Source organism: Clostridium gelidum (assembly GCF_019977655.1).
Taxonomy (GTDB): Bacteria; Bacillota; Clostridia; order Clostridiales; family Clostridiaceae; genus Clostridium; species Clostridium gelidum.
The window spans coordinates 1,857,071-1,881,117 of sequence record NZ_AP024849.1 but is presented as its reverse complement, the minus strand read 5'-3'; the positions used below and the strand labels follow the sequence as shown (position 1 = coordinate 1,881,117).

Sequence of the window (24,047 nt, the reverse complement as noted above, 5' to 3'; positions counted from 1 at the left end):
TGAGTGTCATACATTTTTTATATATGAGAAGGTGAAAGAATGGATATTAAACAATTAAAATATTTCTATGTAATTGCAGAAGAAGGACAAATAACAAGTGCTGCCAAAAGGCTTCATATTTCTCAACCTCCTCTAAGTTATCAACTTAAAAACCTAGAGGAGGAGCTAGGTGTAAAACTTGTTGAAAGAGGAAGCCGTAACATTAAATTAACCGATGCAGGACTTATACTTTATAAACGTGCTGAACAAATATTATCTCTAACAAAATCTACAGTGGATGAATTAAAAGATTTCAAAGAAGGAACCCATGGAACTCTATCCATTGGTACCGTTTCTTCATCTGGAGCATCACTTTTAGATAGCAGACTAAGTATATTTCACGACAAATACCCATTTATAAATTTCGAAATCTATGAAGGAAATACATTTAAATTATTAGAAGATCTACATAAAGGTGCAATTGAAATTGCTGTTGTACGAACTCCTTTTAATAATTCTGGAGTAAACTCAATTTTATTACCTAAAGAAACTATGGTTGCCGCCATGATAAAAAATTTAGACTGGACAGATAGTAAAGTAATTGACATTACAGATTTAAAAGATAAGCCTTTAATATTTTATAGAAGATTTGAAAGGCTAATATTTAAAGCATGTGAGGATTCCAATTTTGAGCCAACTGTGTTTTGCAAAAACGATGATGCAAGAACGTCCTTACTTTGGGCAAACGCTGGACTCGGAATCGCCATCGTCCCAAAATCTTCGATAAAATTAATTGGCTCTTCAGATATAATTTTTAAAGAAATTGATAATGAGGAATTATCAACTCAAATAGCTATAATATGGTCTAAAACAGGTTATCTTTCATCAGCTGGGAAAAATTTTTTAGCCCTTTTCTCAAATGCATAAAATCTCTATATGAACTTTTAACTGCTCAGCTATAGTATAATCAGAAAGAGCATCTCCCACTAAAGAAATGCTCCCTGATTTAAACTTGACTTGTTACTTTTTTCTTAATTAATAATTTTCTGAGCAGACTTTGTTTCATTTTTATACCTCAAACTTATATCCTATACCATAAACAGATTTTATTTCCCATTTATCTTCTTGCTTCTGCAGTTTTTTTCTAAGTCTTTTAATTTGATTATCAATTACTCGTGTATAGCCAAAATAATCATATCTCCAAACCCTTTCTAATATTTGTTCTCTGCTTAATACCTTACCTTCATTTGAAGCTAATAAATATAGAATTTTAGATCTTCTTCATTTGGCTGTTCATCATCTCCATTTGGAAATATTCTTGACCAAGCAATAGACATTCTAAAAGAGTTAAGCCCCATTTCGATAATAAGTTCCTTATCGCATAGCAGACTAAAAAAATAATCATATAAAACAAACTGAGCATATTGTTACAATAGCCCAGTTTGAAATATTATTTTATATAGAAGTCATTTAAAACATACTATTATCTATTGTTAATTTTACTCTCCATAACCCTTATACTTTTCAAGTAATTCTTTTTTATTAGGGATTTGACCTGGTCCAACTGCTTTTGTTGAAATTTCAACTTGATGTTCTAATTTACCATCATAGAATAAACGAGATCTCTTTTGCTGAGCTTCACTAAAGTTAACTTTAATTTGTCCATCAACTAAAGTTAATTCTCCACTGATTCCGCAAACTGGACATTCTACTTCATTTTTATTATGAATTACAGTAAGCATATCACAATGACATACTGGGCAAACACCTTCATCTGCGCCTCTCCATTTATTCATTTCTTCTTTTGTATCACTATTTATAGCATCAGCAATATTTTTACCCATTACTACCATACGATCCATTACTTGTTGATTCCCTACTACATGTTCATGAGCCATTGCGCCAAAATATTCATATTTATCTACTACATTAGTTCCCATTGATATTGTAAATTCATACATAGATGGCATCGCAAATGACAACCAGTTTTGTGTCATTGCTCCACCAACAGTAATTAATGCACCTACTCTTGGCTTAAATGATCTTTCATCTGGTAATTGTTCTGGAGTTTTACCAGCTGCTATCCCTGCTTTTTTAGCTTCAGTTATAAATGCAAGATCATGAGAAGGAATTCTCTTTTTTGCGCATAATATTAACATGATAAAAAATAATATTATACCTATTCATCAAATAGGATTCCAAATAAGTTTTGAAAATATTATACCTAATGATGATTCAGTAAGAATGCTTTATGATGTTATGGAGGGATTAGATTATACAGAATTAAATAGAACTTACTCTAGTATTGGTAGAAATCCAGCAGTCTTACCTGAAACCATGTTTGCAGTTATAGTTTATGGAAAAGGCAACAGGAAAAGTAAGCTTCAAAAATATACAGAACTACTTAATGAATTCATTGATAAACAAAGCAAATATGATGAATATAATAGTATTTGCTGTGATTAAGCAATATTATCGTTTTAGAAGATTTTTTATGCGTGGAAATATCAAGGTAAGAACTGAATTTTTACTAATGGCATTTGGATATAATATGAATAAATTACACAGCAAAACTCTTCAAGCACGTAACGGCAAACTGCTTCATAAGAAGCAAGCTTATTGATTACAGCAATATAACTATATAATGGATAAATAGTATTTACCCTATTTTTGTTATGCTTAAAAACAAATTATTTACCAATAACTGCATAAAATTTTGTGAATAAATAATAAAAATACAAGAAAAGACTGCATCAGTATTGAGTTAAAAAAACTCAATCTGATACAGCGCCTTTTAAAACATACATCACATATAAATTTATATAGTCATAAATCATTTTTGATATTCATAAAAACAGATTCCCTAATAAACTCTCTTAATAGAGAATTCTTAATCATTTTCTTTATGTCCATATACAAATCCAAACATCCTTCCTAAATCAGTTTTCACTTCATTAAAATTAGTATTTACTCTATAGCCGCCAATGGATTTATCATAAAGATATTTATCAGCTACTTTAAATAAATGACTCACATAAAATATACGTCACATCCTTGGTCTATTATTTTTTAATTCATAAATACTCCACCATTTACATCTATGCTACATCCAGTGATGTAATCTGAATCGCTACTAGCTAGAAATTCTATAACTCCACTACAATCTTCAACTTTTCCTAATCTACCCAACGGAATGATTTTTTTAATTAAGGATTCTGGGGCACTTGCATAAGTAAAATCAGCAATCATATTTGTTTTAATGGCACCTGGACAAATACTATTTACATTAATATTGTAATCACCGTATGCTTTTGCATAACATTTAGTAGCAGTAATCATTCCACCTTTCGATGCAGAATAGGCTATAGATGATTCAGTCCCACCAATTCTACCTGCAACGGAAGAAACGTTGATTATCTTTCCATATTTCTGTGGTTTCATAAACTTAAGAGCTTCTAGTATACATAGGTGCATACTTCTTAAATTAATGTTCATTACCCTGTCCCATTCTTTTGCATCAATAGTTTCAATTGGCATTGATGGACAGACTCCTGCACCATTTACTAAAATTTGAATAGTAGGAAATTTCAATTTTGCTGCTTTAAATAAGTTTACTATATCCTCCGGTTTTGAAACATCAGTCTGAACATAATAACACTCACAACCTGTTAAGTTTTTGATTTCTTCAGCGGCTTTTATACCTCGTTCTTCATTTCTACCAGCGATTATGGCACCACTTAATCCATCCCTTGCCATACAGATAATACTTTCCTTTGTAATTCCATCCGTCCCACCTGTAGCAATAGCATATTTACCTTCGAATTTATGCATGTTCCTATCTCCTTTCATAAAAATTTAATCTTAAGCCAGTCTTTTGAAACCCACTATAAAGCTACATAATTACAACTTTTCATCTTACCATTTAATATAGAACTCACCATCATTTGCTGATACGTCGTACAGTGGAATCAATCCCTAAAAGTTCAGCTAGATTACCTCCAAAAATCTTGCGTTTCTCCTCATCAGTCAAAGGTAAATAGCCATATTGCCATTGTAATTCATCAGGGATTTGGAAGCTGCTCAATCCCATCACTGCTGCACCAATCTGAGCACCAAATCCGGCACTGTCTGTCCCCCAAATAATACGGTCTGGTCCTGCAAATCGCATTGCTTCTCCAAGGATTTTTCCAAATTTATAAGGTGCGGTTATTCCCCAAGGTACAAGCAGACTCAAACATAGGTATACATTAGGATGCCCCATTGCTATCATATTGAGATCATCACAATATGGATAACCCATGTGAAATGCTACAATCTTTAAGTTTGGGAAATCGCGAGCAACATCATCAAGCTGAATAGGAAGGCAATATTTGCTCTTTCCAGGTGGTACCCATGAAAAACCTGTATGAATGTCTAACACGATGCCGAGTTCTTCAGCCCTCTTATAAAATGGCCATAGTTCTGGATTATTGATATAGGTATCCTCTGGTGGATAGTATTTAAATATCTTTGCACCACGCTCTACCCAATATTCCATCTCCCATATAGCATTATCTACGCCTCTATGTTTAATAGGAGAAAGATTCGGTTCAATGATAAAGCGGTCAGGGTGTTTTTGAACGGCCTCCCATGTAGCACCATTTGTGCACCAACGACTGGAATATCCCGTAGTATCCATCATTGATTCAGGTAAAAGGCATGCAATATCCACACCGTATTTGTCCATTGCACGGATAATATTTTCAGGGTCAGCGCTTTTTTTAAATTCCCAAGGTTCCAGCATATCATGGAGCTTTTCTGGTGCCCCTTGCAATATAGGACGTGTAATATTATCAATGGCGTGCCACCACATTTTCACGCCAGGAAAGTGATTAATTGAATCCATATTGCCAATTAAATGGCATTCTGGATCTATTTTAAAGAACCCATCATCTAAATATTTTTCACTCATTTTAGTTGCTCCTTTCTTATATCAAAGGTAAACCTTCTCGTTTATCCATAAACTTTTTTGCACGTACATCCATTAAACCATCGTCCTGCCAAAGCTCTGGATAATACTTTTCAAAACCTGCGGTAGGGTTTGCAGCACAACGAATCCAACGGGGCTCGAACAAATTCATGTAACATTGCTGACAGCGGATGCATTTTACAATATCTCCATAGCGTCCAGCTTTCACCTTTGCAGGCCAGTAAGGATCAGCAATAGATTGACGGCCCAATGAAATAATGTCGGTCATTCCACTCTTAATTGCATCAACTGCTGTTTCTGGGTTAATAAAACTTGGTGTAATTACTGGCAACCCTCCGCTGGCCTCTTTAAAACCAGGTGCCCAGTGTGTAAAGTCATTTTCACCATCAGGAGCGAATCCAGCTCCCGGATTTTCATAAGAGCCTTGTGATACATTAAAATAATTTGCACCTGCATCAGTAAAAATCTTGACAAGCTTACAAACTTCTTCATGCCCTAAACCACCTCGCATCAATTCATCACCGGAAAGGCGACAACCCAATACTTTTTCCGGACCAACTTTTTTTCGGATACGCTCAATAATATTTGTAACTACACGCGCACGATTTTCAGTACTTCCACCATACAAGTCTGTACGATGATTAGAGCGTGGTGACAAGAATTGATGCAGAAGATATCCGTGAGGCGTGTGGAGTTCTACACCATCATATCCCAGCTTATAAACAGCACAGGCCTGCTCCACCATGAATTTCTCCATCTTCTCTATTTCTTCAATAGTAAGTTCTCGTGGGGTATCTCCTTTGACTGCATTGAAAAATTCTGGAGCATTCTTTTTTAAGTAACTAAAGGCCATAGCCTTTACATCCTCATACTCTTCATCACTAAGGCTCTTGAACTTTTCAATGCCTCCAACTTCATCAATCAGAGTTATACCCATTCGTTTAAATTGTTTAGCCCAGCCATGGTTTAGATTACGCAAATCTGTTTCCATAGGAATGGCTGAAGGAGCGCCAGAAGCAATGCCCTCATGCAGCATATCCGGATGTCCTTGCCGTCCCCAACCTGGAGAAAGCTGCATAAACACTTTCGTCCCCTTATATGAATGAATAATATCGGCCATTTGGCTCAAATAGCGGTATTTCTTTTGACTGTCACATAATAGAGGATTAAGTGAATCACTGCCACGCCACGGATAAGGGTTTGCTACTACACATTCCGTGATGATAAGGCCAAAGCCTCCTCTTGCCCTAGTCGCATACCATGCATTTGATTCCTCACTTGCATAACCTTCCGGCCCTGTGTATCCCATATTCATTGGTGACATCGCAATCCTGTTTTTCAATTCTACGTTGCCAATTTGCATTGGCTCAAATAATATATTTGTGTTCATTTGAATTACCTCCCTTATTTATCAATATATATTAATAATTGACATCCGATATTTTTAAGTGTAGAATATTTTTATTATCAAATCAACAGTCAAAACAACTGGTTTTGACACATAAGAAACAAAATGCACTAATCTGTTTCCGAAAAGGAGAATAAAATGGAGATTAAATATGACTTGCGGGTTATCCGTACCTATAAATCATTAACAGAAGCTTTTGTACAGCTTATGAGTGAGAAACATTTTGAAAATATAACAGTAAATGAATTATGTAAGAAAGCAATGATTCGAAGAACGACATTTTATAAGCACTTTGCAGATAAATATGAGTTTTTTCGTTTTTTTGTCCACCAACTGCAAACTGATTGTGATGCAATAACTCCTGCTTCAGCTGATTATAAAGCCCCATATTCTTTTTATATAAGCATCGCTCATCATATCTTGAATTTTTTAAAAGAGCATGAACAATTTGTCAATATGGTATTAGGTAGTAATTTACTTCCTACTCTTCTTGACATACTTTCTGAACAAGTTATTTCTGATATTACAGATAAAATTAAAATTGGCATAAAAAAAGGCATAGATGTACCCGCATCCCCTGAAATAGTCGCATCTTTTTTTACTGGTGCAATAATGCACACGATCAGATGGTGGCTCATGCAAAAAAAGAAAATATCAGAAGAAAAATTAATTCAAGAAGTACAAAAAATTCTCTACAGCATCGATATCACTTGATAAAAAAGTAAGGCTTAAGGATAGCTAAAATCATTTTTTTGAGATTTAATAAATTCTTGGTTGTAGTGCGAAAGTTTACTAGAATGGTATAAAATTACGGTAAAGTATCAAAAAATTACTTAATTTAAGCATTTACAGAACAAAAGTGGCTGCGCCACGCTCCTTCGGAGAAATAATTTTAAATTAGAGTAAAAAACATAGAGATTTATATTTCTCTATGTTTTTTGCTATTATAATTTATATTTTTTCCATATACTCCGTTATACTTTTGTGGTCTCATAACTCCACCACATCTTTCGCTAGCAAAGCAAGGGGGTTCATCTATGTTACTTTGATCCATTTCATCAAAGTATTCAACAACCTCCTTAGGTATATTCTCTTTATTTTTACATTGTAAACAAATATATAGTATTTCTTCATTTTCTTCAACAATTCTTTTTCTAAGATATTCACGCATTGACCCATACTTACTATAAACTATATCGTTAAACCGCATAGTAGTACTGCAATTAGGACACTTGCATGGATCAACTCCAAATGCAGCAAGTATTCTATACTCCCATTTAGCTACTGATTTTCTTATTTTAATTATCTTCTCATCTAGCATCTTTATAAAACTATTTCTCTTTTTACTTCTTCTAGTATAAATTCCAAAATATCTAATCATTTTAAAATTCTTTTCTTGAATATGAATTATAACCTTCTTTATAAACTCATATACATTTACAGTTTCTATCACTACTTTATTATCTTCATGTCTTGTATATTTATATGTTACATTTTTTCCATCATATTTAAGAATTCTTGATTCTGCTATCGCAGGGCGTCCCACATATCTACCTATATATTTAGCTGCTATTTTAGCTGACTTTATTTCTGTCTTAGCATGCACATAAAATCCCTTATCGTTTTTCTTATATAGTTTATTCTTTAATATTCTAGCTTCACGTTCATTTCCAACTAAATAAGCTAACTCATCTAGCAATAATTTTTGCCACCTTTTTCGCAATGCATCATATGAAATATATCTTATATGTCTCCATTCAGTACAATTATCTGTGCCACCTTCTGTAACCATCATATGTACATGAGGATTCCATTTTAAATCTCTACCAAATGTATGTATTACTGTTACAATCCCTGGAATAAATTCTTCTTTTTTATTCAATTCTCTCATCCACTCGTAACAGCTTTTGCTGCGCATTTCGGAAGTACTTTTAACTTTTCTCTATCTTTTCCAAAGTATTCTCTTAATTCTTATGGTATCGTGAATACAATATGCCTATGTCTAGCATTAATTAGTTTTGATAACATACTGTCTATCCAGTTATCTACATATATTTTTCCTCATGATGTACAAAACCTACTTTTGCAAGTAAATCCGATTTTTTTAGTTTCATTGCATTTATCACATTTCAGCTCAATGTACCCATATTTTATGTCTTTACATTTTAATACTTTATCAACTTCGACTTTTACATTTGGTCTGATTTTTTTATTATATATTTTTACAAAACCATCCCAATGATCTTTTAATATTGTTTTGATTTTACTTTTCATCATTTGCTTACCTCTAACTATTTTTATTTACAATTTAACATAATTAAAAGCTGAAATCTAGAGGATATTTTATTTCCAATTTGATACAATTATTCTCTAGTGCTAGATTTTGTCAGCCTTTCAGGCTTCCTCAATTCTATACTTTCCTATACATTAAAAAAGAGACTCTTTACAGAATCTCTTATATATACTACATATTTTTTGTTTTCTAGTCTATTCACTTAAATCTGGTTTACGTAATCAAATATCTATATTTATTAATTTGGATCGTAAGCAACCCAGTCGTAATTTGCATAAATTGGAGTTTTACCATCATAAGCATTTAGCCATGAATCTACACCCGTTCCAGGCCATAAATTCAACATAATTTTGCCAGGATGTGATGGAATATTATTGGTTGCCCTATAAACTTCCTTTCCATCTACCAACCATGCAATATAAGTTGGTTGCCAATTAAAAGCATAAGTATGGTAGCTTTTTGAAGCATCAAATCCTAGATTATAAATGTGCTCATGATTACCTACACCATTTGTATAATAATTGAATTGTACCTTTGTAGTATCTTTACCTAAAAACTCTATATCGATTTCATCCCAAGGAGTACCATCTGTTGGACCTGTGTATGTGAAAAATGAAGAAACTATACCAGTATTTTTTGCTGGTTTCATATTTACTTGATATATTCCATAACCATAAGTATCATTTGAGCGATATTCTCCACCTGCATATGGCTTTGTGCCTCCCTTAGTATCTTTATTAAGCGTAAGAGCCATAGTTCCATTGCTAAAATTAACGTTACTAGATCTCCAAGTACAGTTAAACATACCTCCATTTGTCCATCCATCTGATTTTGACCAAGCTGATGGATTAGCGTAATCAAACGCCTCACCCATGTGTGTTTTAGTTAATGCGAAAGCTGGTGTTGGCATTAAAGCTCCCACTAAAAAAGTACCTACTAGCATTCCTAATGTTGCAATTTTTAATTTTCTTTTATTCATATATACCCCTCCTCAATTCTTATTATATCTTTATGATATATTAAAATAGAACTTATTAGAATCATATAAAATTACAATAATATACTAAAAAATTACTTAATTTAAACATTTACATAAAAAGAATGACAATGTCTACGACACGCTCTCTCTCAATCACATTTTTACAAGCCAACTTTCGCTTAGCCATTTATATCACTGGATTTAAAAAATCTATTTTTTTATACTTTCATATAAAACAAAAAGAGAGTCTTCACAGAATCCCTTCTATATTTATATGCTAATTTTTTTGTATTCAGCCGGAGTATAACCGGTATGCTTTTTAAAAAGCTTACTAAAATATGAAGTCTCCTTATACCCTAACAAATCACTAACCTCGTAAACTTTATAATCATGTTTCTTTAACAATATTTTAGCTCGTTCCATCTTTGCCTTTGTTGCATATTCCAAAAAATTTTCTCCAGTTTGCTGTTTAAATATTGAGCATAGATAGTTCTTACTAATATTTAAATTGTTAGCTATAGATGATAATGCTATATCTTCATCTATATGATTAAGTACATATTCACAGGCTTTTTGGACTATATTATCACTCTGATTTAGATTGTGTTCCTTTATAATGTCTATAAGTTTCACTATATTATCCATCAGTTGCTTTTCAATATCCTCAAGAGTTTCAACGCCTAAAAACCCAATATTAATTATTTGGCTTAAGTCATATACATCTTCTAAAAAACTATATTTTTTAAGCACATTATTGTAAATATTGTATACTACTTGAGTAAATGCAATATTAATACTAAAAATATCAGAATTCAACATACTTGCTATTTCACTAACTAATTCTTGAAGTATACTTAAAGAATCATCTTTTCCAATAAGTATTGAATTTATTAACGCCTTTTCCTTCTCAATTGGATAAACAAAATTCTTCTTTCTTATTTCTGCTAATTCATTTAATTGAATTAATTTATTTGTTCCTAGCACATATTTATATTTTAGTGCTTCTTTAGCATTTAAATAACTTTTATAAATACTATATAGTTGATTATAAGCATTTCCAACCCCAATATTTAATTTTATTTGGTAGTTTTCACTGCTATTTTTAAGTATTTCTTTTAATACTGCAATAAAACTTTGATTAAAATCTGATATTTCAATATCTTTATTAGTTTGTACAAGAATAATCTTTTTCCCAAAATCTCCATCTAATAAAGAAAAATGTTCTATATCACTCTTTTTCAATTCTTTTTCTATTAAATCATTGACCTCATTATTCAAATAGTTCCATTCGTCATTTTCAGTTAAGTCTTCGCTACTAATAATAATTTCATTAATCTCAACGATTGCAACTTGAACTTTCCCTTTAATGAGAGGAAGATTATACTGTGAAATATATTCGTCCATCAGCATTAAATTTTTTCCTCTTAATAAATCATATAAAATTTTTTCTCCCGAAATAATTTTATTTGCATTATATTCATGATCTTTTTTTTCTTTCATTGCTAATTTATCATAAGCATTAATTAATATGTTTTCCAGTTTTTGAGCATCTAATGGCTTTAATATATAATCAAAGGCCCCCAGTCTTATACCCTCCTGTGCATATGTAAATTCATCATATCCACTTAATAATACTACTAGAATATCTGATTCTTTGTCCCTAATCGCTCTTAATAGCTCAATTCCAGTTATTTTATGCATCTTTATATCTGATATAATGAAATCTATATTATACTCCTTAAGTAACTCAAGTGCTTCTTCTCCATTTCGTGCTTCGCAAACTATATTAAAACCAAACTCCTCCCAGTTGATTATTTTTTTTAATCCCTTTCTGATAATTGGTTCATCATCTACTATCATTACTGAATACAAATTACTTTCCCCCTTGAAAATTCTTATTTGCTTAATACTTCTAATGGATTATCTATAACATTTGGCAGCTTAAGTGTTATTTGTGTATAGCACCCTTCTTTAGCATCAATCATAATACCATATTGTTTACCGTAAAAAAGCTTTATTCTATCACTAACATTTTTAAGTCCAAGACCATATTTATTATCTATATTTCCATTTATATGATTCTGCAGTTCCTGAACCTTGTTTATATCCATTCCTTTTCCATCATCCTTAACATTTAAATATAAATATGCTTCATCAATCTCAACAGATATAGAAACAGTACCATTTTCACTCATTAATTTTTCTGAAATACCATGCTTCACTGCATTTTCTACTAAAGGCTGAATAGTTAATTTTAATATTTCTCTACTTGAAAATTCCGAATCAATATTAATCTTTAAAATTATTTCAAAGTCATATCTGAGCGTCATTAATGCTATATAATTTTTAATATGGCTTATTTCTTCACTTAGTGAAACAAACTCACTGTTCCATTTCATGTTATATCTCATCATATCACCTAAAGCTGCTAAACAATCAGATACCATATAATTTTCTTCAACCAGTGCAGTCATTCTAATATTCTCAAGAGTATTATATAAAAAATGTGAATCTATTTGAGTTTTTAATGCTTTTAACTCTGCTTCTTTGGTTATTATTTCTTTATTTACACTATCCTTAATCAGTATTTCTATAGTTTTCATCATTTGTCTAAAGTTATGAGCAAGTACTCCTACTTCATCATTACCTTGCACTTCTATACTCGGCATTAAATCTCCAGTTCTCACCTGTTTAACTGCTGAAATTATTTTGTACAATCTTTTGAGAATAGCTTTAGTTGCATAAAATACTACTACTGATAGAAATAGCAATAAAAAAAGAGAACTCCAAATAACAATATATTTGGAATTTTTAATTTCTTGTGAAATGTTATTTAATGGTATAATATTTATTAAGTAATTGTTCGGAATGGGTGACTCCTTGTATAGTATAATATAAGCTTCACTACCTTGATTATAATTCACTTCTCCTTTTTCATGTTCTAATTTATCTTTAATAAATTCCTGGAACTTTTTTTTATCAAAATTAAAATTTTTAAGCAGTGTGCTATTTTCATCTGTATTTATATCTATATTTTCTTTATTTACTAATAATATTTGTCCACTTTTCAACTCATCCTTTTCGTACATTTTGGGAAAAAAGTCCTTAGAATTCATAGTTACCCTGCAAATACTGAAATACTTATCACTTGGATAAGTAATCCTTTTATTAAGGGAAACTACTACATTTTTTGATTCATCATTTAAAGTTGATTTAACCACAATATCATTATCATAGTGGTTAACGTTCCAATATTCCGAACCATTTTTTTTAATAACTTTTTTATACCATTCATTATCCATAATTCTATCTATTTTATAAAAAGTAGGCCAAATTTCGCTTATATTTGAATTATTGGTAAATATGTTTATTTGTTTAATTGTTGGATTACTATTTTGCAAATTAATTAATTGTTTATAGGTTGTTTCTCTAAAATCAATTAGCTCTTTTGCTTCTTGATTATTATCTCCTTGTAAATATCCTATTACTTGATTATCAGATTCTATAGTTTTAATTGTATTTCGCTTATATACACATTCTTTTCAACACTATCATATTCAGTGCTGAGATCATAATTAGCTCTATTTACTGCATCATGTTTGGCATTCTCTGAAAGTGAACTAAATATATATACAGAAAATATTACTATTGGAATACCAATAATGAATATATACATGGTAATTAATTTTTTTATTAAACTTTGATCAATTAATTTTTGCTTAACTTTTTCCCACAAAATAACGACTTTATTATTCATTTAAGCAGCTCCTATTTCAATTCATCTAACTACATTTAGCTTCTTCTTATTTTCCTCGTATTTTTGTTGATCATATTTTTGTATCTTATCCCAACCTTGTTCTTTTCTATATGCAATAAATTCATTTAATATTTTATCAAACTCATTCTCGTTCTTAGCTATAAGCAGATTTTTCAATGTATTTCCCCATTTTTTGTTTATTCTACCAAATGCTACTCCTTCCTCATTATCTCCATAAGGATAAATATTGTCAAATAAGGAGTAATTATAGGTCTTCCCTTTTGCCCAATCACTTATTATACTTAATGGTTTCTCTTTTTCTGGCATCCACTTCTGTATTAAATCACCATCAGCCAGCATCCAATATGTATTTGCCGCACCATATTTATTGTCAAAAGCTATTCTATCTTTGTTTAGCAAATCTACTACTTCTGGTTTAAACTGTTCCTTTCCATCAATTACATCCCAAGTTAATCCTTTTATCCCTAAATACAAATCTTTATTTCCCTCTTCACTAATTAAATAACTCAAAAAGTTTATAGCTCTTTTGGGATCCTTGCAGGATTTTGAAATCAAGGTAACCGTCCATCCAGAAATACTATCTCCTGCTAGTTTAGGTTGATCCAGCTTAGAGTTTGAAGTCCCGTCAATAGCCATATATACTTTATTCTTATCTCTAGAGTATAATTCCAGCTGTTGAGCAGACATATCAGAACTTTGATAAAGCATTGCAAAATATCTTCCCTCTGTTATCTTTTCTTCTATCTGAGCTCTTTTATCCACAAAAATTTTCTTCGATAATAATCCTCTTTCGTTAGCCTCTCTTAATGTTTTTAACCATCCTATATATTCTTTATCTATATTTTTATCATATACTTTTCCATTCTCTTCCCTAGGAACATCTAAAAAATTTGGCAAAATGCTATCTAAAGAAAGATTTCCATAATCATTGAACTCATGAAATCCTATAGGTATCAATTCATGTCCATCAACTGTAGGGAATTCTTTTTTTGCCCTTTCAAGCGCACTTAAAAACCCTTGTGGTGTTCTCATATCAGGTTTTCCTAAAGCTTCATAAATATCTTTTCTAACTAAAAATGTTTGATTAGATGGCTTCTCTTCTTTATAATTATCAAAGTCAGTCACTGGACTCGAAAAATTAGGATAACAATATACAGATCCATCACTTTGTCTATACCATTCCAATTTTTGTTTATCTGCAACTTTCATAAAATATGCATCATATTGTTCTGATAGCTTATCAAGTGGTAATGCTAAACCACTCTGAATTATTCTTTTATATCCATAATCTTGTGAACTTAATGTAATAAGATCTGGCAATTTACCTGTTTCAATCATAGAATTTAATTTTTCTGTCTCATCACCGCTTGGAGTTATTAAGTTTAAACTAACACCAGTCTTCTCTGAAACATATTTTGACACAGGATTTGTCCCCCATTTAGTTTGAAACCACGAAAAATCAATATACCAATCAAAGGTTATTGGTGTTCTATCAACATTTTGCCCTTCTTCATCGTAGTTATTATTAGCTGTACTGCCTATTTTTTTATCAAATAGACCACATGCTGTAAAAAACATAGACATTACAGTTAAAGCTATAATCCCTTTACAAACCTTTACAATTTGCTTTCTCATATGTAATCCCCCTTTTTTATATAATATCGCAAATATTAATAAACGGTGTATCTCTCACTTCTTAATCTTCTATTTATTTAAATTAACTTTAAAGTCCCCAAAAATAAAATTTTAATTTTATCAATACATTTAGCCAAAATTATGAAATCGACTTTTCTTATCTACCATTAGTTAATTCTTTTCTATTAAAGATTATTTTGTAACCAATAATTTAAAACTTCATTTTAAAATTATACTTTTCAAAAAAATATAAGTCAATTGATTAATATTCAATCAAAGTTTACAGCACTAATTTAAACTTTAATTATATTTTCATATAAATTTTCTGCTACGCTCTTAATGCCAACCCCATAACTCTTAAATGATTTCCAGCTTTACTAACCCGCATATTTCCTATAAATATTTATCTATATATCTGTTTTTATAGTTTTATATTTCTTTATTGAATGGCATAATTTCTTTCTTTATTGTCCATCATCATTTGCAAAATTCATTGGTTAAGAATTGAATTTTATCAGTGTTTCAGCTTTCTAAAATCTTATATTTACCTCGTATTTCACAATAAAAAATAGTCTGTAGCAAAGCTAATTTACTTAGTTTCACCACAGACCAATTATAAAAATTATTTAATTGAACTAATTTACCATGCGAAGCTTTATTAAATACAGTATATCCTTGGTCTTCAAAAGCTAATCCAAACATTTCTGCTCCAGCATCTGTTCCACATAATGTTACTTGTGCTTCTTTTGGTATAATTATTTTCTACTCATATCTTGCAAATTCAAAAGAACATCCAACTGCGATATTGCTTGAAGCAACATGTGAATAGCTTCTTCCGGAAATTTATCAAAGTTCTTTTTCACTGTGTCATAATTATAAACTTCAATATCATTTACCATCTCTAGTCCAGCTTTAGTAATATAGATATTAACAACTCTTATATCAATATCTGCATTTTCTCTTCTTACTACACCTTCTTTTTCAAGAAAGCATATATTCCTAAAAAAACTATGCTTACACTAGAAAATGTAGATTCCCCTTTAAACGAATACGGTATTCCATGCTGTCCGCGTGATCATTCTCGCCCAATAATATCAAAAAGAACTGACCCAAATCCACTATATGATTTGAGTCGGTTTCCTAGTTTTATGTATATATATATGTATTTCTTACTTTTAAATCTTGAATTTTTGAATTATTTCATTAAGATTTTGCGCAAGTTCTGCTTGACTTTGAGCTGTTTTTGCCACTTGCTCTATAGCCTCTGTGGTTTCATTCATACTTTCTTTTATTACTTCTGCTTCTTCAGTTGATTTTTGAACTGAAAAAGCCATATTTTGAATTGCTTCACTTACTTGTCCCACTGTTGCTGTTACTTCTTCTGACATTGCTGCAATTTCTTCTGACATATTACTTACAAAATCAGAATCTTCATAATATCTATTACCAGTTTTTTCATATTCCTCAAATTGTATATTTACATCTCTATTAATAAATTCTAATATGTCATTTCCTGTATCAATACTATTTTTTAATGCATCTTGTACTTTCATTATAGTTTCTTGAATACTTTTTACTGCATCAGCTGATTGTTCAGCAAGAATTTTAACCTCTTCGGCTACAACTGCAAAGCCTTTTCCCATATCCCCAGCCCTTGCTGCTTCTATTGCTGCATTTAATGCAAGCAGGTTAGTCTGGCCTGCTATATCCGCTATAGTATCTGCCATAACTCTAATATTGTCTACTACCTTACCATCTTCAATAACTTTTATCATTCTTTGTTGTTTTTCATCTGATATTTCTTTAGCTTCATTTAAAGCTCTTTTGCTATTATTTTTAACTTCTATAGCTCTATCTTTTGCAGCATTTGAATTCGCACTTCCATCCATAGCCTTTTGTGAAAGTATATTTATACTTGAATCAACTTCTTGAATAGATGCACTTATTTCTTCTGTCCCTGCACTTGAATCATGCATATTGTTATTAATATTATTTACTGCTTCATCTATGCTTGCAACTTTAGAAGATAACTCTTCAACTGTTGCTGAAAGTTCTTCACTAAATGCACCTATATCTTCAGATTTTTCTTGAATTACCTTAACTAAATTACTTACATTCTCTTGTGCTTTATTTAGCTCAACACCCGTTTTCCAAATTCATCTTTCCTTGTAATGGACATTGAACTTGAAAAATCATATGATGATAGTCGTTTTGCATAATCTATCATCTCTTTAAGTGGTTTACTTATATCATTTGCTATAAGCAAACCAAGAGACATTGCAATTAAAAATCCTACAAAAGTTAGTATCCACATTATAGTAGTTGACAGTTTACTTGTTGAATGAATATTATTATTTGCCAATTTAGCTTCATCTAAATCAGTTTGTATTAATTTATCTAAACTTTCAAACATTTTTTTTCTAACCTCTGTTGTTTGCAAAAGGTTTTCTTCCGCTTTTATATAGTTTTCTTCATCTACAAATTTAATAACATTCTCTCTTAAATCTCTATATTGTTGAAAATAACCCATAAATGTATCATATTCTTTCTTTACCTGTTCACTTTTTTGAAATTTCTCAAATTCACTTATATAATTATCATTTTGCTCTTTATTTTTTACAATATTGTCTTCTAAATCAGCCTTTTCAGAGGGCAATCTTTTATATACTAATGACAGTAAACTTGACCTTATTTCAGTTAAATTTTGCTCCATATCTTTTAATATATAAACATTACGCAGATTATTAGTATACATCTTTTCTGATTCTTTTCCTGCATTTTCAAGTGCCATAATTCCAATTCCACCTACAACACCAATAAAAAGTGCAACTATTAGAAACGATACAACCAATTTCCTCCTTACTTTTACATTATTTAACAAATTCATTATTATTACTATCCCCTTTTCTTTAAATTACTAATTGTTTAATTCAATACTTATATTTTTAGCTAATTATTCTGACTTTTTTTGCTTACTTGTTTTTGTATTTTTCTTCATGCTAGATTCTACAGGCATAATTAAAATACCCTTTAAATCTCTTCATAAGTGCAAATTACTCTAGCAAAAACACTTATTTCATAGTTGAAATGCTTCCTTAATATACATAACCTTATTTTATTAGTATACTTTTTCATTTGTTCATCAATATACACGATTGTGATATACTAAATACATTAATTTATATAGTAGCGCAAGTAATATTATAACATTTCAATATTTATTAAGCATTGTGTAGAATTCAAAATCTCATTATTGAAAAAAGTGCAAAAAGCACAACCTATATTGAAAGGAAGATATAAATGTTAACATTAAAAAAACTACTAAAAAGAATTAATAAAGAAAATTTTAAAATATCTTGTGATAATAAAAACTCTATTTCATACAATATGGTTAATCCAATACTTAACTCCTCTCCTTTGCAAGACAATACTTTATATATCGGGCTAGTTTCAGAGCTAGATAATATATATTTTCAAAACTCAAATGTTGGTTTTATTTTAATACCAGATATTAGAGATGAAAATAATTCGCGGTATTTTTTTACCTTTGTAAATGCATTCTTTTAATTGTTCACTTTTATTTATAACCTTGTTTAAATTACATTTTTTTGGAAATCTAGAAAAAAACATTAATAAATTGATTAGAAATATTAATTTTTATCTTTATAAACATATACCTTTTTACCTTTTCTTCAAACCATTTTAAGATTTTCGTTCTAATAATATATTTCACTTCTCTATTTTGTATATTTAATTCTAAATAATGATTATCTTGCTCGTCCATTCTTTCACTAATTTTTTTGAAATATCCTGTAAATTAAAAAGCATTAATTGGATCGCCCAACTAATGCTTTAATCAACCTAAATTACTCCATATTGTATTTACATATATCAATTTAAACAAAACCTTACATTAGATATTTTGACAATTACTTCTTATATATTCCTTATACCAATAAAATTAAAGATATCCACAATAAGAGTTACAAAGTCTATGACTCTACATAATTAATTCTCCTTAAACTCCAAATTTGCAATTTATTTATTTTCACCTTATTCTTGATTTCAATTTCAAAATCATCACTCTTAGGAAAATACGCTAAAGTTGTTGTTTCTAATCCATCTTGATAATATATTTCTATAAATGAATTATCTATGAACATATGCATCTTTAATGATTTATCAATTTTTAATTTAAATTTTCGTACTCCTTTTCCACCAAGCTCCATATTATTTCTATCTACTATGCATATTTCATCTTTTTTGCTATATGATATTGAAATATGTTCATCTTTAAATTTAAGTTTCAGCTCCATATTATCAGAATTATTTATATCTAAATCTAAGTTGCATTCTATAGTTCGTGAATCAAGTTTGATACTATAATTATCTACATATTGACTTTTAAAATCTACAATCTTCGATTCCCTTAACTCTTTTAAAAGTTCAAGTGGCTTTTGATATATAGCATTATCTTTATATTCTAAAACTCTTGGCATAGTCATTCCAAACATCCAACCATATTCTGAGCTTAAATATTCTTTATCTTTATCAGGCATTCCTATCCAACCTATCATAATATTTTTACCCTTATGATTAAATACTTGTGGTGCATAGAAATCAAAACCCATATCAATTTCTTTAAATTCAGTATGGTTATTTAGGAAAACTTCATCTAAATTTAATTCTCCAATTACATATCCTGATTGATAAATATTTTGATGTTTGAATTCTTCTTCTTTTAATCCTTGAGGAGAAAACATAAATGCAACTTTATCCTTATTTACTCTAAATAGGTTTGGACATTCCCACATATAACCTAAATCTTTCATATCTGTTTTTAATTCACCAACGAAACTCCACCTATTTATATCCTTTGATTCATATATTAATGCTCTTCCTTTTAATTCTTTAGTTTGAACTCCAAGCACCATGTAATAAATCCCATTGTTTTCAAATATCATCGGATCTCTAAATTGAGATGTGTAGCCTTCTGGCTCTTTATCAATTAATACACCTTTTTTCTCAAATAACCAATCTTTATTATAGTCAACCACACATTGATATGATTTTCTTTCATTATTAATCCCTTTAACATTTCCAGTATAAAATAACTTTAAGGTGCCATCTTTAACATAAGCCCCTCCTGAATAACATCCACCTTTATCAAACCATTCCTCTGGTTTTAAAACTATTTCCGGATTAGTAAAATTAATAAAATCAGCTGTTGTAACCAATCCCCAGTGCTTTGTTTTATGTTCACACCCAAAAGGATTCCATTGGTAAAATATATAAAATTTGTTATCATAATAGCATAATCCATTTGGATCATTCATTAATCCAAATGGCATCTCAACGTGGAAATTATTTCTCCATATATTACTTTTTATATTGTTTTTATTACTATAATAATTCTTTATGGCTTGATTTATTTCTTCATATGATTTTAACATTCCACCACTCTTTTCTCACCAATTTCTCTTACACACTTTCTTTTAATTAATTCTAAAGATATACCCTCATTTTTTTTCTAATGCTATAAAATGTTCTTATATGCAGCATAGCTACTTTTTCTAATGTGCATATTTTTCTAGAAAATCAATAAGTGCATTTAATGTGTCTTGGCAATAGAATACATTTCCTCCATGATCCGCATCATCAACACAATAAAATTCTACATTCTTATTATGTTTGACACATTTCTCATATATCTCTATACTTTGCTCAAATGGAACAACACGGTCTTTATTACCATGCATAATCAGTAATGGATCATTATTTGATTCATCATCAATATACGAAATAGGTGAAGCTTTTAGTGCTAACTCTAAATTTTCTAAAAGACTATCAACACCAATTATCATAGTCGCTGGAGAGAATTTTTTATGTTCAAAAGCCGAACGATATTTATGTATAGTCGCCAAATTACTTACTCCATATAAGTCAACAAATCCTCTTACATTACAAAGATTTTCATCTGTATAATCTAACTTTGAATTCTTCCATGTAGCCCAACACAAAGAAGAGGTATGCCCTCCACTTGATTCACCAGATACAAATACATTATTCATATCAATATGAAGTTCATCACTATGATTTTGAATATATCTCATTGCACATTTTGCATCCAATACTTGCGCTGGAAATAAGGCTACATCGCTGGGACGATACTCTACAACTGCTAAAATATATCCAAATGTAACAATATCTTTAAAATCTAAAATGTGGCTATTTAGATTTTGCTTCATCCAGGCTGAACCTTGAACATGAAAAAACAAAGGATATTTTTTATTTTCATCAAGAGTTTCTGGATAAACAAGTCTTAACTTTAATTCAATTCCATCCCTTTTATTATATACAACATCTTCACCGATAAATGCTCGTATATTATCTTTATTTCCTTTAATCATCTTCATTCCTTTTGGATAATTAATCACCTTACTCATCTCTTCATATGTATATTTCATCTCAGGTTTCATTATTTTCTCTCCATTCTCAAACGATAATTAGTCGCTTGTAAAATTACAAAAGCGTTGATTTTTATAACCTTTTAACAGGTAAATATTAATACTTTCTTTTATCTTTACTATCAAAAGTATCCACTAAAAATTTCCCCATCATCGTCCATGCTCTATCAGCTTCTTTTTCATTAAATTCTTTAAGCCATTTGTGAGTAAAACCATGTTGACATTCCTGAAATATTTCAAATTTTACATCTATTCCAGCTTCTTCAGCCTTCTTTGCAAAATCTTCTTCTTCCTTTAATAACGAGTCATATTCAGCCCCCAAAATAAGCATCCTTGGAAGATCATGTAAATCAGCTAATAAAGGTGAAGCCAAAGGATCACTTAAATCTTCAAGATTATCAAAATACCAGTTAATATATTGAAGCATTCTGCTAGGACTCATTGCTTTACTTGGGTCAAGCGCCTGTCTATCTTCTTCACTCAAAGATTGTTTTAAAGGTGCATAATCCAAAATTTGTCCGCGTATACCAATTTCTTTTTTTTCACGATCCAATAAACATAATGCTGCTGCTATATATCCTCCTGCACTATGACCACCAACAACAATTTTATTGGCATTGATTTTATATAAATTACTATTTTTCTTTATTTTAACTATTGCCTCATATGTTGACAAAATAGGTTTAGGAAATTTAAATTCTGGAGCCAAACAATAATCAACATTAATTACAGCACAATGTGCAATATTAGCTAATCTTTGGCAGTATATTCCATCAACTTCTGAATAACCAAGAACATTACCTCCACCATGAAAATTAAACATAACTGGTAGAACTTCTGTGTTATCATAATTTTCTGGTCTATATATATCTCCATCCACATATCCAGAAATGCTTGTTCTTACTGTAATTTTTTCAAATTTGCCATTTAATTTTTCACTATATACTGCTTCGTAATTTTGCATTTCTTTTTCCATTCTATATTCATAAATGGAATAATCTTCTTTTTTCATTTCAACCCTCCTATAAATTTATTTTTTGTTTATTACTAACCTGCCCGTATTCTACAAACTTAATATCTTTATCACTGCTATTTGTAATAATGAGCATTGTAGACAAATCAACATTTTTCTCCTTCAGCAAATCTAAATTGAGCTCAATAATTGGTTCACCACATTTAACCTTTTTCCCTTGCTTAGATAAAATTGTAAATCCTTCACCTTCTAGATTAACTGTATCAATTCCTATATGAACCAAAATTTCAACACCATCACTTCTTGTAATCCCAAAAGCATGTCCTGTGGGAAATATTGTAGTAAGTCCACCCTCACAAGGCGAAGAAATTATATTATTCAATAATTTAAAAGCAACACCATTACCCATTAACTTTTGAGAAAAGACCTGATCATTAACTTCTTCAATAGGAAACATAACAGCATTACAAACTGCAACTATATCACTACTACTTTTTTCTTTTTTTAAAAACCCTAATATTTTAATCATCTCACCTTCTAAAAATTCATCCATAATCAAACTAAAGTAACTTATATATGTACCTAAAATTAACCTCAATGTTTGTTTAATAGTCCTTTTTATTTATTGCTTACCTATCAACTTCACAAATATCAAAGATACTAGTTTCAGAATTATTTAAACCTAATTATTAGACGAAAATTTTCTTAACAAAATTATTCAAAAATCTTACACATTAAAATTTAAACAACATTCCATTAGTACTTTGAATATTTAATAGGTTAATAAGTAAGCTCTGTTTATTTTTTACTATAAATCATCATATGTTACTAACTTAATATCATTACGTTTCAAATATTCTTTTGTAGTTTCACTACATAACATTTCCACTTCATAAACCCTTGGAATATTTACTGATGAATTTTCTAATATATACGCATCAATATACCCAGGATGAGTAATAACCATGTCACAGTCACCTTCATGACCTTGCTCAACCGCTTCAATTAAGGGCTCAATTGACTTCTGTTCAATAGAATGCGCTATATGAACGTAAACATTCGTTTCACCTACAATCATTGGTTTATTTCCAAAAGTCATTCCTGAATACTTTAGATTTAATTTTCTAGCAACAATTTCCAATCCATTGAAGAAGTTCTCACTTTTAATAGCATGACCATCTAAATATTTAGGTTTATATCCAGTCAATTGAACAAATTGTTTATATTGTGCTTCGATTTCCATAACAACTTCTTCCAAAACAACAATATCTTGCTCTGAATTACGATAATCACTTGATGATTTAAATTCACCATTTTCATTAACCAAACTTGGAATTACTTGTGGATTACAAACTGGTTTACCTATACAAATATTTGTGTGTTGTCCTAAACAAATACTATAATCTTTTATTAAATTGAATCCATGGCTTGCAGCAACCATGTTTGTCATCATGCCTACTGATTTAACTACTCCATTTTTTATAGATTTTTCAATTCCGTAATTCACAGCTTCACTATATCCAAGGTCGTCTGCTCTTATTAACATTTTTTTCATATCATAATCCT

General features: G+C 30.2%; 22 protein-coding genes and 4 pseudogenes. 5 read left to right on the top strand and 21 right to left on the bottom strand.

All coding sequences use genetic code 11. The features are described from left to right. Positions 1-39: 39 nt before the first annotated feature. The gene (locus tag psyc5s11_RS08355; RefSeq protein WP_224037143.1) at positions 40-906 is read left to right on the top strand and encodes a LysR family transcriptional regulator; all 867 of its coding nucleotides are present in this window, start codon (positions 40-42) and stop codon (positions 904-906) included. A gap of 141 nt (positions 907-1,047) precedes the next feature. Here psyc5s11_RS08355 and psyc5s11_RS08350 read toward each other — a convergent pair whose 3' ends face one another. From psyc5s11_RS08350 to psyc5s11_RS08340, 3 genes and pseudogenes are all read right to left on the bottom strand, one after another. Beyond that, entirely contained in the window at positions 1,048-1,197 is a 150-nt protein-coding gene (locus psyc5s11_RS08350) for a winged helix-turn-helix domain-containing protein (RefSeq protein WP_258712460.1), read from the bottom strand. Between the two features lie 44 nt (positions 1,198-1,241). Then, positions 1,242-1,349, bottom strand: a pseudogene (locus psyc5s11_RS08345) (family 1 glycosylhydrolase); the annotation flags it as partial. A gap of 129 nt (positions 1,350-1,478) precedes the next feature. Next, complete coding sequence (locus psyc5s11_RS08340) at positions 1,479-2,138, bottom strand: TFIIB-type zinc ribbon-containing protein (RefSeq protein ID WP_224037142.1); 660 nt, start codon at positions 2,136-2,138, stop codon at positions 1,479-1,481. Between psyc5s11_RS08340 and psyc5s11_RS08335 the strand changes: the two are divergent. Both psyc5s11_RS08335 and psyc5s11_RS28195 read left to right on the top strand, forming a co-directional pair. Continuing rightward, positions 2,137-2,340, top strand: a pseudogene (locus psyc5s11_RS08335) (IS5/IS1182 family transposase); the annotation flags it as partial. The gene psyc5s11_RS08340 and the pseudogene psyc5s11_RS08335 sit on opposite strands and share 2 nt — an antisense overlap. After that, positions 2,336-2,602 carry a transposase gene (locus tag psyc5s11_RS28195; protein ID WP_375541993.1) on the top strand — a complete coding sequence of 89 codons (267 nt, stop codon included), beginning with the start codon at positions 2,336-2,338 and terminating at the stop codon, positions 2,600-2,602. The pseudogene psyc5s11_RS08335 and the gene psyc5s11_RS28195, both read left to right, overlap by 5 nt. A gap of 267 nt (positions 2,603-2,869) precedes the next feature. On the opposite strand, the gene psyc5s11_RS08325 is transcribed toward psyc5s11_RS28195, so the two are convergent. The 4 genes from psyc5s11_RS08325 to psyc5s11_RS08310 all read right to left on the bottom strand — a co-directional run bounded on the left by psyc5s11_RS08325 (position 2,870) and on the right by psyc5s11_RS08310 (position 6,338). Then, complete coding sequence (locus tag psyc5s11_RS08325) at positions 2,870-3,013, bottom strand: hypothetical protein (RefSeq protein WP_224038285.1); 144 nt, start codon at positions 3,011-3,013, stop codon at positions 2,870-2,872. Positions 3,014-3,048: 35 nt separating this feature from the next. After that, entirely contained in the window at positions 3,049-3,810 is a 762-nt protein-coding gene (locus psyc5s11_RS08320) for an SDR family NAD(P)-dependent oxidoreductase (RefSeq protein WP_224037141.1), read from the bottom strand. 109 nt (positions 3,811-3,919) lie between these two features. After that, complete coding sequence (locus psyc5s11_RS08315; RefSeq protein WP_224037140.1) at positions 3,920-4,930, bottom strand: amidohydrolase family protein; 1,011 nt, start codon at positions 4,928-4,930, stop codon at positions 3,920-3,922. Between the two features lie 16 nt (positions 4,931-4,946). After that, a complete protein-coding gene (locus psyc5s11_RS08310; RefSeq protein WP_224037139.1) occupies positions 4,947-6,338 on the bottom strand; it encodes an oxidoreductase in 1,392 nt (463 codons plus the stop codon). A gap of 156 nt (positions 6,339-6,494) precedes the next feature. On the opposite strand from psyc5s11_RS08310, the gene psyc5s11_RS08305 reads away from it, so the two are divergent. Next, entirely contained in the window at positions 6,495-7,070 is a 576-nt protein-coding gene (locus psyc5s11_RS08305) for a TetR/AcrR family transcriptional regulator (RefSeq protein ID WP_224037138.1), read from the top strand. A 406-nt stretch (positions 7,071-7,476) separates the two neighbouring features. Here the strand turns inward: psyc5s11_RS08305 and psyc5s11_RS28300 are convergent. From psyc5s11_RS28300 to psyc5s11_RS08255, 9 genes and pseudogenes are all read right to left on the bottom strand, one after another. After that, positions 7,477-8,633: pseudogene (locus psyc5s11_RS28300) on the bottom strand (IS91 family transposase); the annotation flags it as partial. A gap of 254 nt (positions 8,634-8,887) precedes the next feature. Continuing rightward, the gene (bglS, locus tag psyc5s11_RS08290; RefSeq protein WP_224037135.1) at positions 8,888-9,628 is read right to left on the bottom strand and encodes a beta-glucanase; all 741 of its coding nucleotides are present in this window, start codon (positions 9,626-9,628) and stop codon (positions 8,888-8,890) included. 270 nt (positions 9,629-9,898) lie between these two features. Next, positions 9,899-11,500 (bottom strand): response regulator, encoded by a 1,602-nt coding sequence (locus psyc5s11_RS08285; protein ID WP_224037134.1) that lies wholly within the window; start codon positions 11,498-11,500, stop codon positions 9,899-9,901. 23 nt (positions 11,501-11,523) lie between these two features. After that, positions 11,524-12,930: a sensor histidine kinase gene (locus tag psyc5s11_RS08280; protein ID WP_224037133.1), complete on the bottom strand. Its 1,407-nt coding sequence runs from the start codon at positions 12,928-12,930 to the stop codon at positions 11,524-11,526. 200 nt (positions 12,931-13,130) lie between these two features. After that, positions 13,131-13,385 carry a hypothetical protein gene (locus psyc5s11_RS08275; protein WP_224037132.1) on the bottom strand — a complete coding sequence of 85 codons (255 nt, stop codon included), beginning with the start codon at positions 13,383-13,385 and terminating at the stop codon, positions 13,131-13,133. A gap of 21 nt (positions 13,386-13,406) precedes the next feature. After that, on the bottom strand, positions 13,407-15,041 hold the full coding sequence (locus psyc5s11_RS08270) for an extracellular solute-binding protein (RefSeq protein ID WP_224037131.1): 1,635 nt from the start codon (positions 15,039-15,041) through the stop codon (positions 13,407-13,409). Between the two features lie 522 nt (positions 15,042-15,563). Then, a complete protein-coding gene (locus psyc5s11_RS08265; RefSeq protein WP_224037130.1) occupies positions 15,564-15,743 on the bottom strand; it encodes a hypothetical protein in 180 nt (59 codons plus the stop codon). A 53-nt stretch (positions 15,744-15,796) separates the two neighbouring features. Further along, complete coding sequence (locus psyc5s11_RS08260; RefSeq protein WP_224037129.1) at positions 15,797-15,940, bottom strand: hypothetical protein; 144 nt, start codon at positions 15,938-15,940, stop codon at positions 15,797-15,799. Between the two features lie 276 nt (positions 15,941-16,216). Then, positions 16,217-17,928, bottom strand: a pseudogene (locus tag psyc5s11_RS08255) (methyl-accepting chemotaxis protein). A gap of 413 nt (positions 17,929-18,341) precedes the next feature. On the opposite strand from psyc5s11_RS08255, the gene psyc5s11_RS08250 reads away from it, so the two are divergent. After that, complete coding sequence (locus tag psyc5s11_RS08250; protein WP_224037128.1) at positions 18,342-18,608, top strand: hypothetical protein; 267 nt, start codon at positions 18,342-18,344, stop codon at positions 18,606-18,608. Positions 18,609-19,033: 425 nt separating this feature from the next. Here the strand turns inward: psyc5s11_RS08250 and psyc5s11_RS08245 are convergent, their stop codons facing one another. The 5 genes from psyc5s11_RS08245 to psyc5s11_RS08225 form a co-directional block, all read right to left on the bottom strand. Further along, positions 19,034-20,494 carry a glycoside hydrolase family 32 protein gene (locus psyc5s11_RS08245; RefSeq protein ID WP_224037127.1) on the bottom strand — a complete coding sequence of 487 codons (1,461 nt, stop codon included), beginning with the start codon at positions 20,492-20,494 and terminating at the stop codon, positions 19,034-19,036. 120 nt (positions 20,495-20,614) lie between these two features. Then, positions 20,615-21,520, bottom strand: a complete 906-nt coding sequence (locus tag psyc5s11_RS08240) for an alpha/beta hydrolase (protein WP_224037126.1) — start codon at positions 21,518-21,520, stop codon at positions 20,615-20,617. 85 nt (positions 21,521-21,605) lie between these two features. Beyond that, positions 21,606-22,520, bottom strand: coding sequence for an alpha/beta hydrolase (locus psyc5s11_RS08235; RefSeq protein WP_224037125.1), 915 nt, complete (start codon positions 22,518-22,520; stop codon positions 21,606-21,608). Between the two features lie 10 nt (positions 22,521-22,530). Next, positions 22,531-23,034, bottom strand: a complete 504-nt coding sequence (locus psyc5s11_RS08230) for a PTS sugar transporter subunit IIA (protein WP_224037124.1) — start codon at positions 23,032-23,034, stop codon at positions 22,531-22,533. 255 nt (positions 23,035-23,289) lie between these two features. Next, positions 23,290-24,036, bottom strand: a complete 747-nt coding sequence (locus tag psyc5s11_RS08225; protein WP_224037123.1) for a ChbG/HpnK family deacetylase — start codon at positions 24,034-24,036, stop codon at positions 23,290-23,292. Between the last annotated feature and the right edge of the window lie 11 nt (positions 24,037-24,047).

Excerpts from the sequence above, each read along its gene's own strand:
- psyc5s11_RS08270 (WP_224037131.1), bottom strand. The coding sequence starts at position 15,041 with ATGAGAAAGCAAATTGTAAAGGTTTGTAAAGGGATTATAGCTTTAACT.
- psyc5s11_RS08230 (WP_224037124.1), bottom strand. The coding sequence starts at position 23,034 with ATGGATGAATTTTTAGAAGGTGAGATGATTAAAATATTAGGGTTTTTA.
- psyc5s11_RS08305 (WP_224037138.1), top strand. The coding sequence starts at position 6,495 with ATGGAGATTAAATATGACTTGCGGGTTATCCGTACCTATAAATCATTA.
- psyc5s11_RS08235 (WP_224037125.1), bottom strand. The coding sequence starts at position 22,520 with ATGAAAAAAGAAGATTATTCCATTTATGAATATAGAATGGAAAAAGAA.
- psyc5s11_RS08315 (WP_224037140.1), bottom strand. The coding sequence starts at position 4,930 with ATGAGTGAAAAATATTTAGATGATGGGTTCTTTAAAATAGATCCAGAA.
- psyc5s11_RS08250 (WP_224037128.1), top strand. The coding sequence starts at position 18,342 with ATGTTAACATTAAAAAAACTACTAAAAAGAATTAATAAAGAAAATTTT.
- psyc5s11_RS28195 (WP_375541993.1), top strand. The coding sequence starts at position 2,336 with ATGGAAAAGGCAACAGGAAAAGTAAGCTTCAAAAATATACAGAACTAC.
- bglS (WP_224037135.1), bottom strand. The coding sequence starts at position 9,628 with ATGAATAAAAGAAAATTAAAAATTGCAACATTAGGAATGCTAGTAGGT.
- psyc5s11_RS08355 (WP_224037143.1), top strand. The coding sequence starts at position 40 with ATGGATATTAAACAATTAAAATATTTCTATGTAATTGCAGAAGAAGGA.
- psyc5s11_RS08265 (WP_224037130.1), bottom strand. The coding sequence starts at position 15,743 with ATGTTTGGATTAGCTTTTGAAGACCAAGGATATACTGTATTTAATAAA.
- psyc5s11_RS08320 (WP_224037141.1), bottom strand. The coding sequence starts at position 3,810 with ATGCATAAATTCGAAGGTAAATATGCTATTGCTACAGGTGGGACGGAT.
- psyc5s11_RS08310 (WP_224037139.1), bottom strand. The coding sequence starts at position 6,338 with ATGAACACAAATATATTATTTGAGCCAATGCAAATTGGCAACGTAGAA.
- psyc5s11_RS08245 (WP_224037127.1), bottom strand. The coding sequence starts at position 20,494 with ATGTTAAAATCATATGAAGAAATAAATCAAGCCATAAAGAATTATTAT.
- psyc5s11_RS08340 (WP_224037142.1), bottom strand. The coding sequence starts at position 2,138 with ATGTTAATATTATGCGCAAAAAAGAGAATTCCTTCTCATGATCTTGCA.
- psyc5s11_RS08275 (WP_224037132.1), bottom strand. The coding sequence starts at position 13,385 with ATGAATAATAAAGTCGTTATTTTGTGGGAAAAAGTTAAGCAAAAATTA.
- psyc5s11_RS08225 (WP_224037123.1), bottom strand. The coding sequence starts at position 24,036 with ATGAAAAAAATGTTAATAAGAGCAGACGACCTTGGATATAGTGAAGCT.
- psyc5s11_RS08260 (WP_224037129.1), bottom strand. The coding sequence starts at position 15,940 with ATGGTAAATGATATTGAAGTTTATAATTATGACACAGTGAAAAAGAAC.
- psyc5s11_RS08240 (WP_224037126.1), bottom strand. The coding sequence starts at position 21,520 with ATGAAACCTGAGATGAAATATACATATGAAGAGATGAGTAAGGTGATT.
- psyc5s11_RS08280 (WP_224037133.1), bottom strand. The coding sequence starts at position 12,930 with ATGGATAATGAATGGTATAAAAAAGTTATTAAAAAAAATGGTTCGGAA.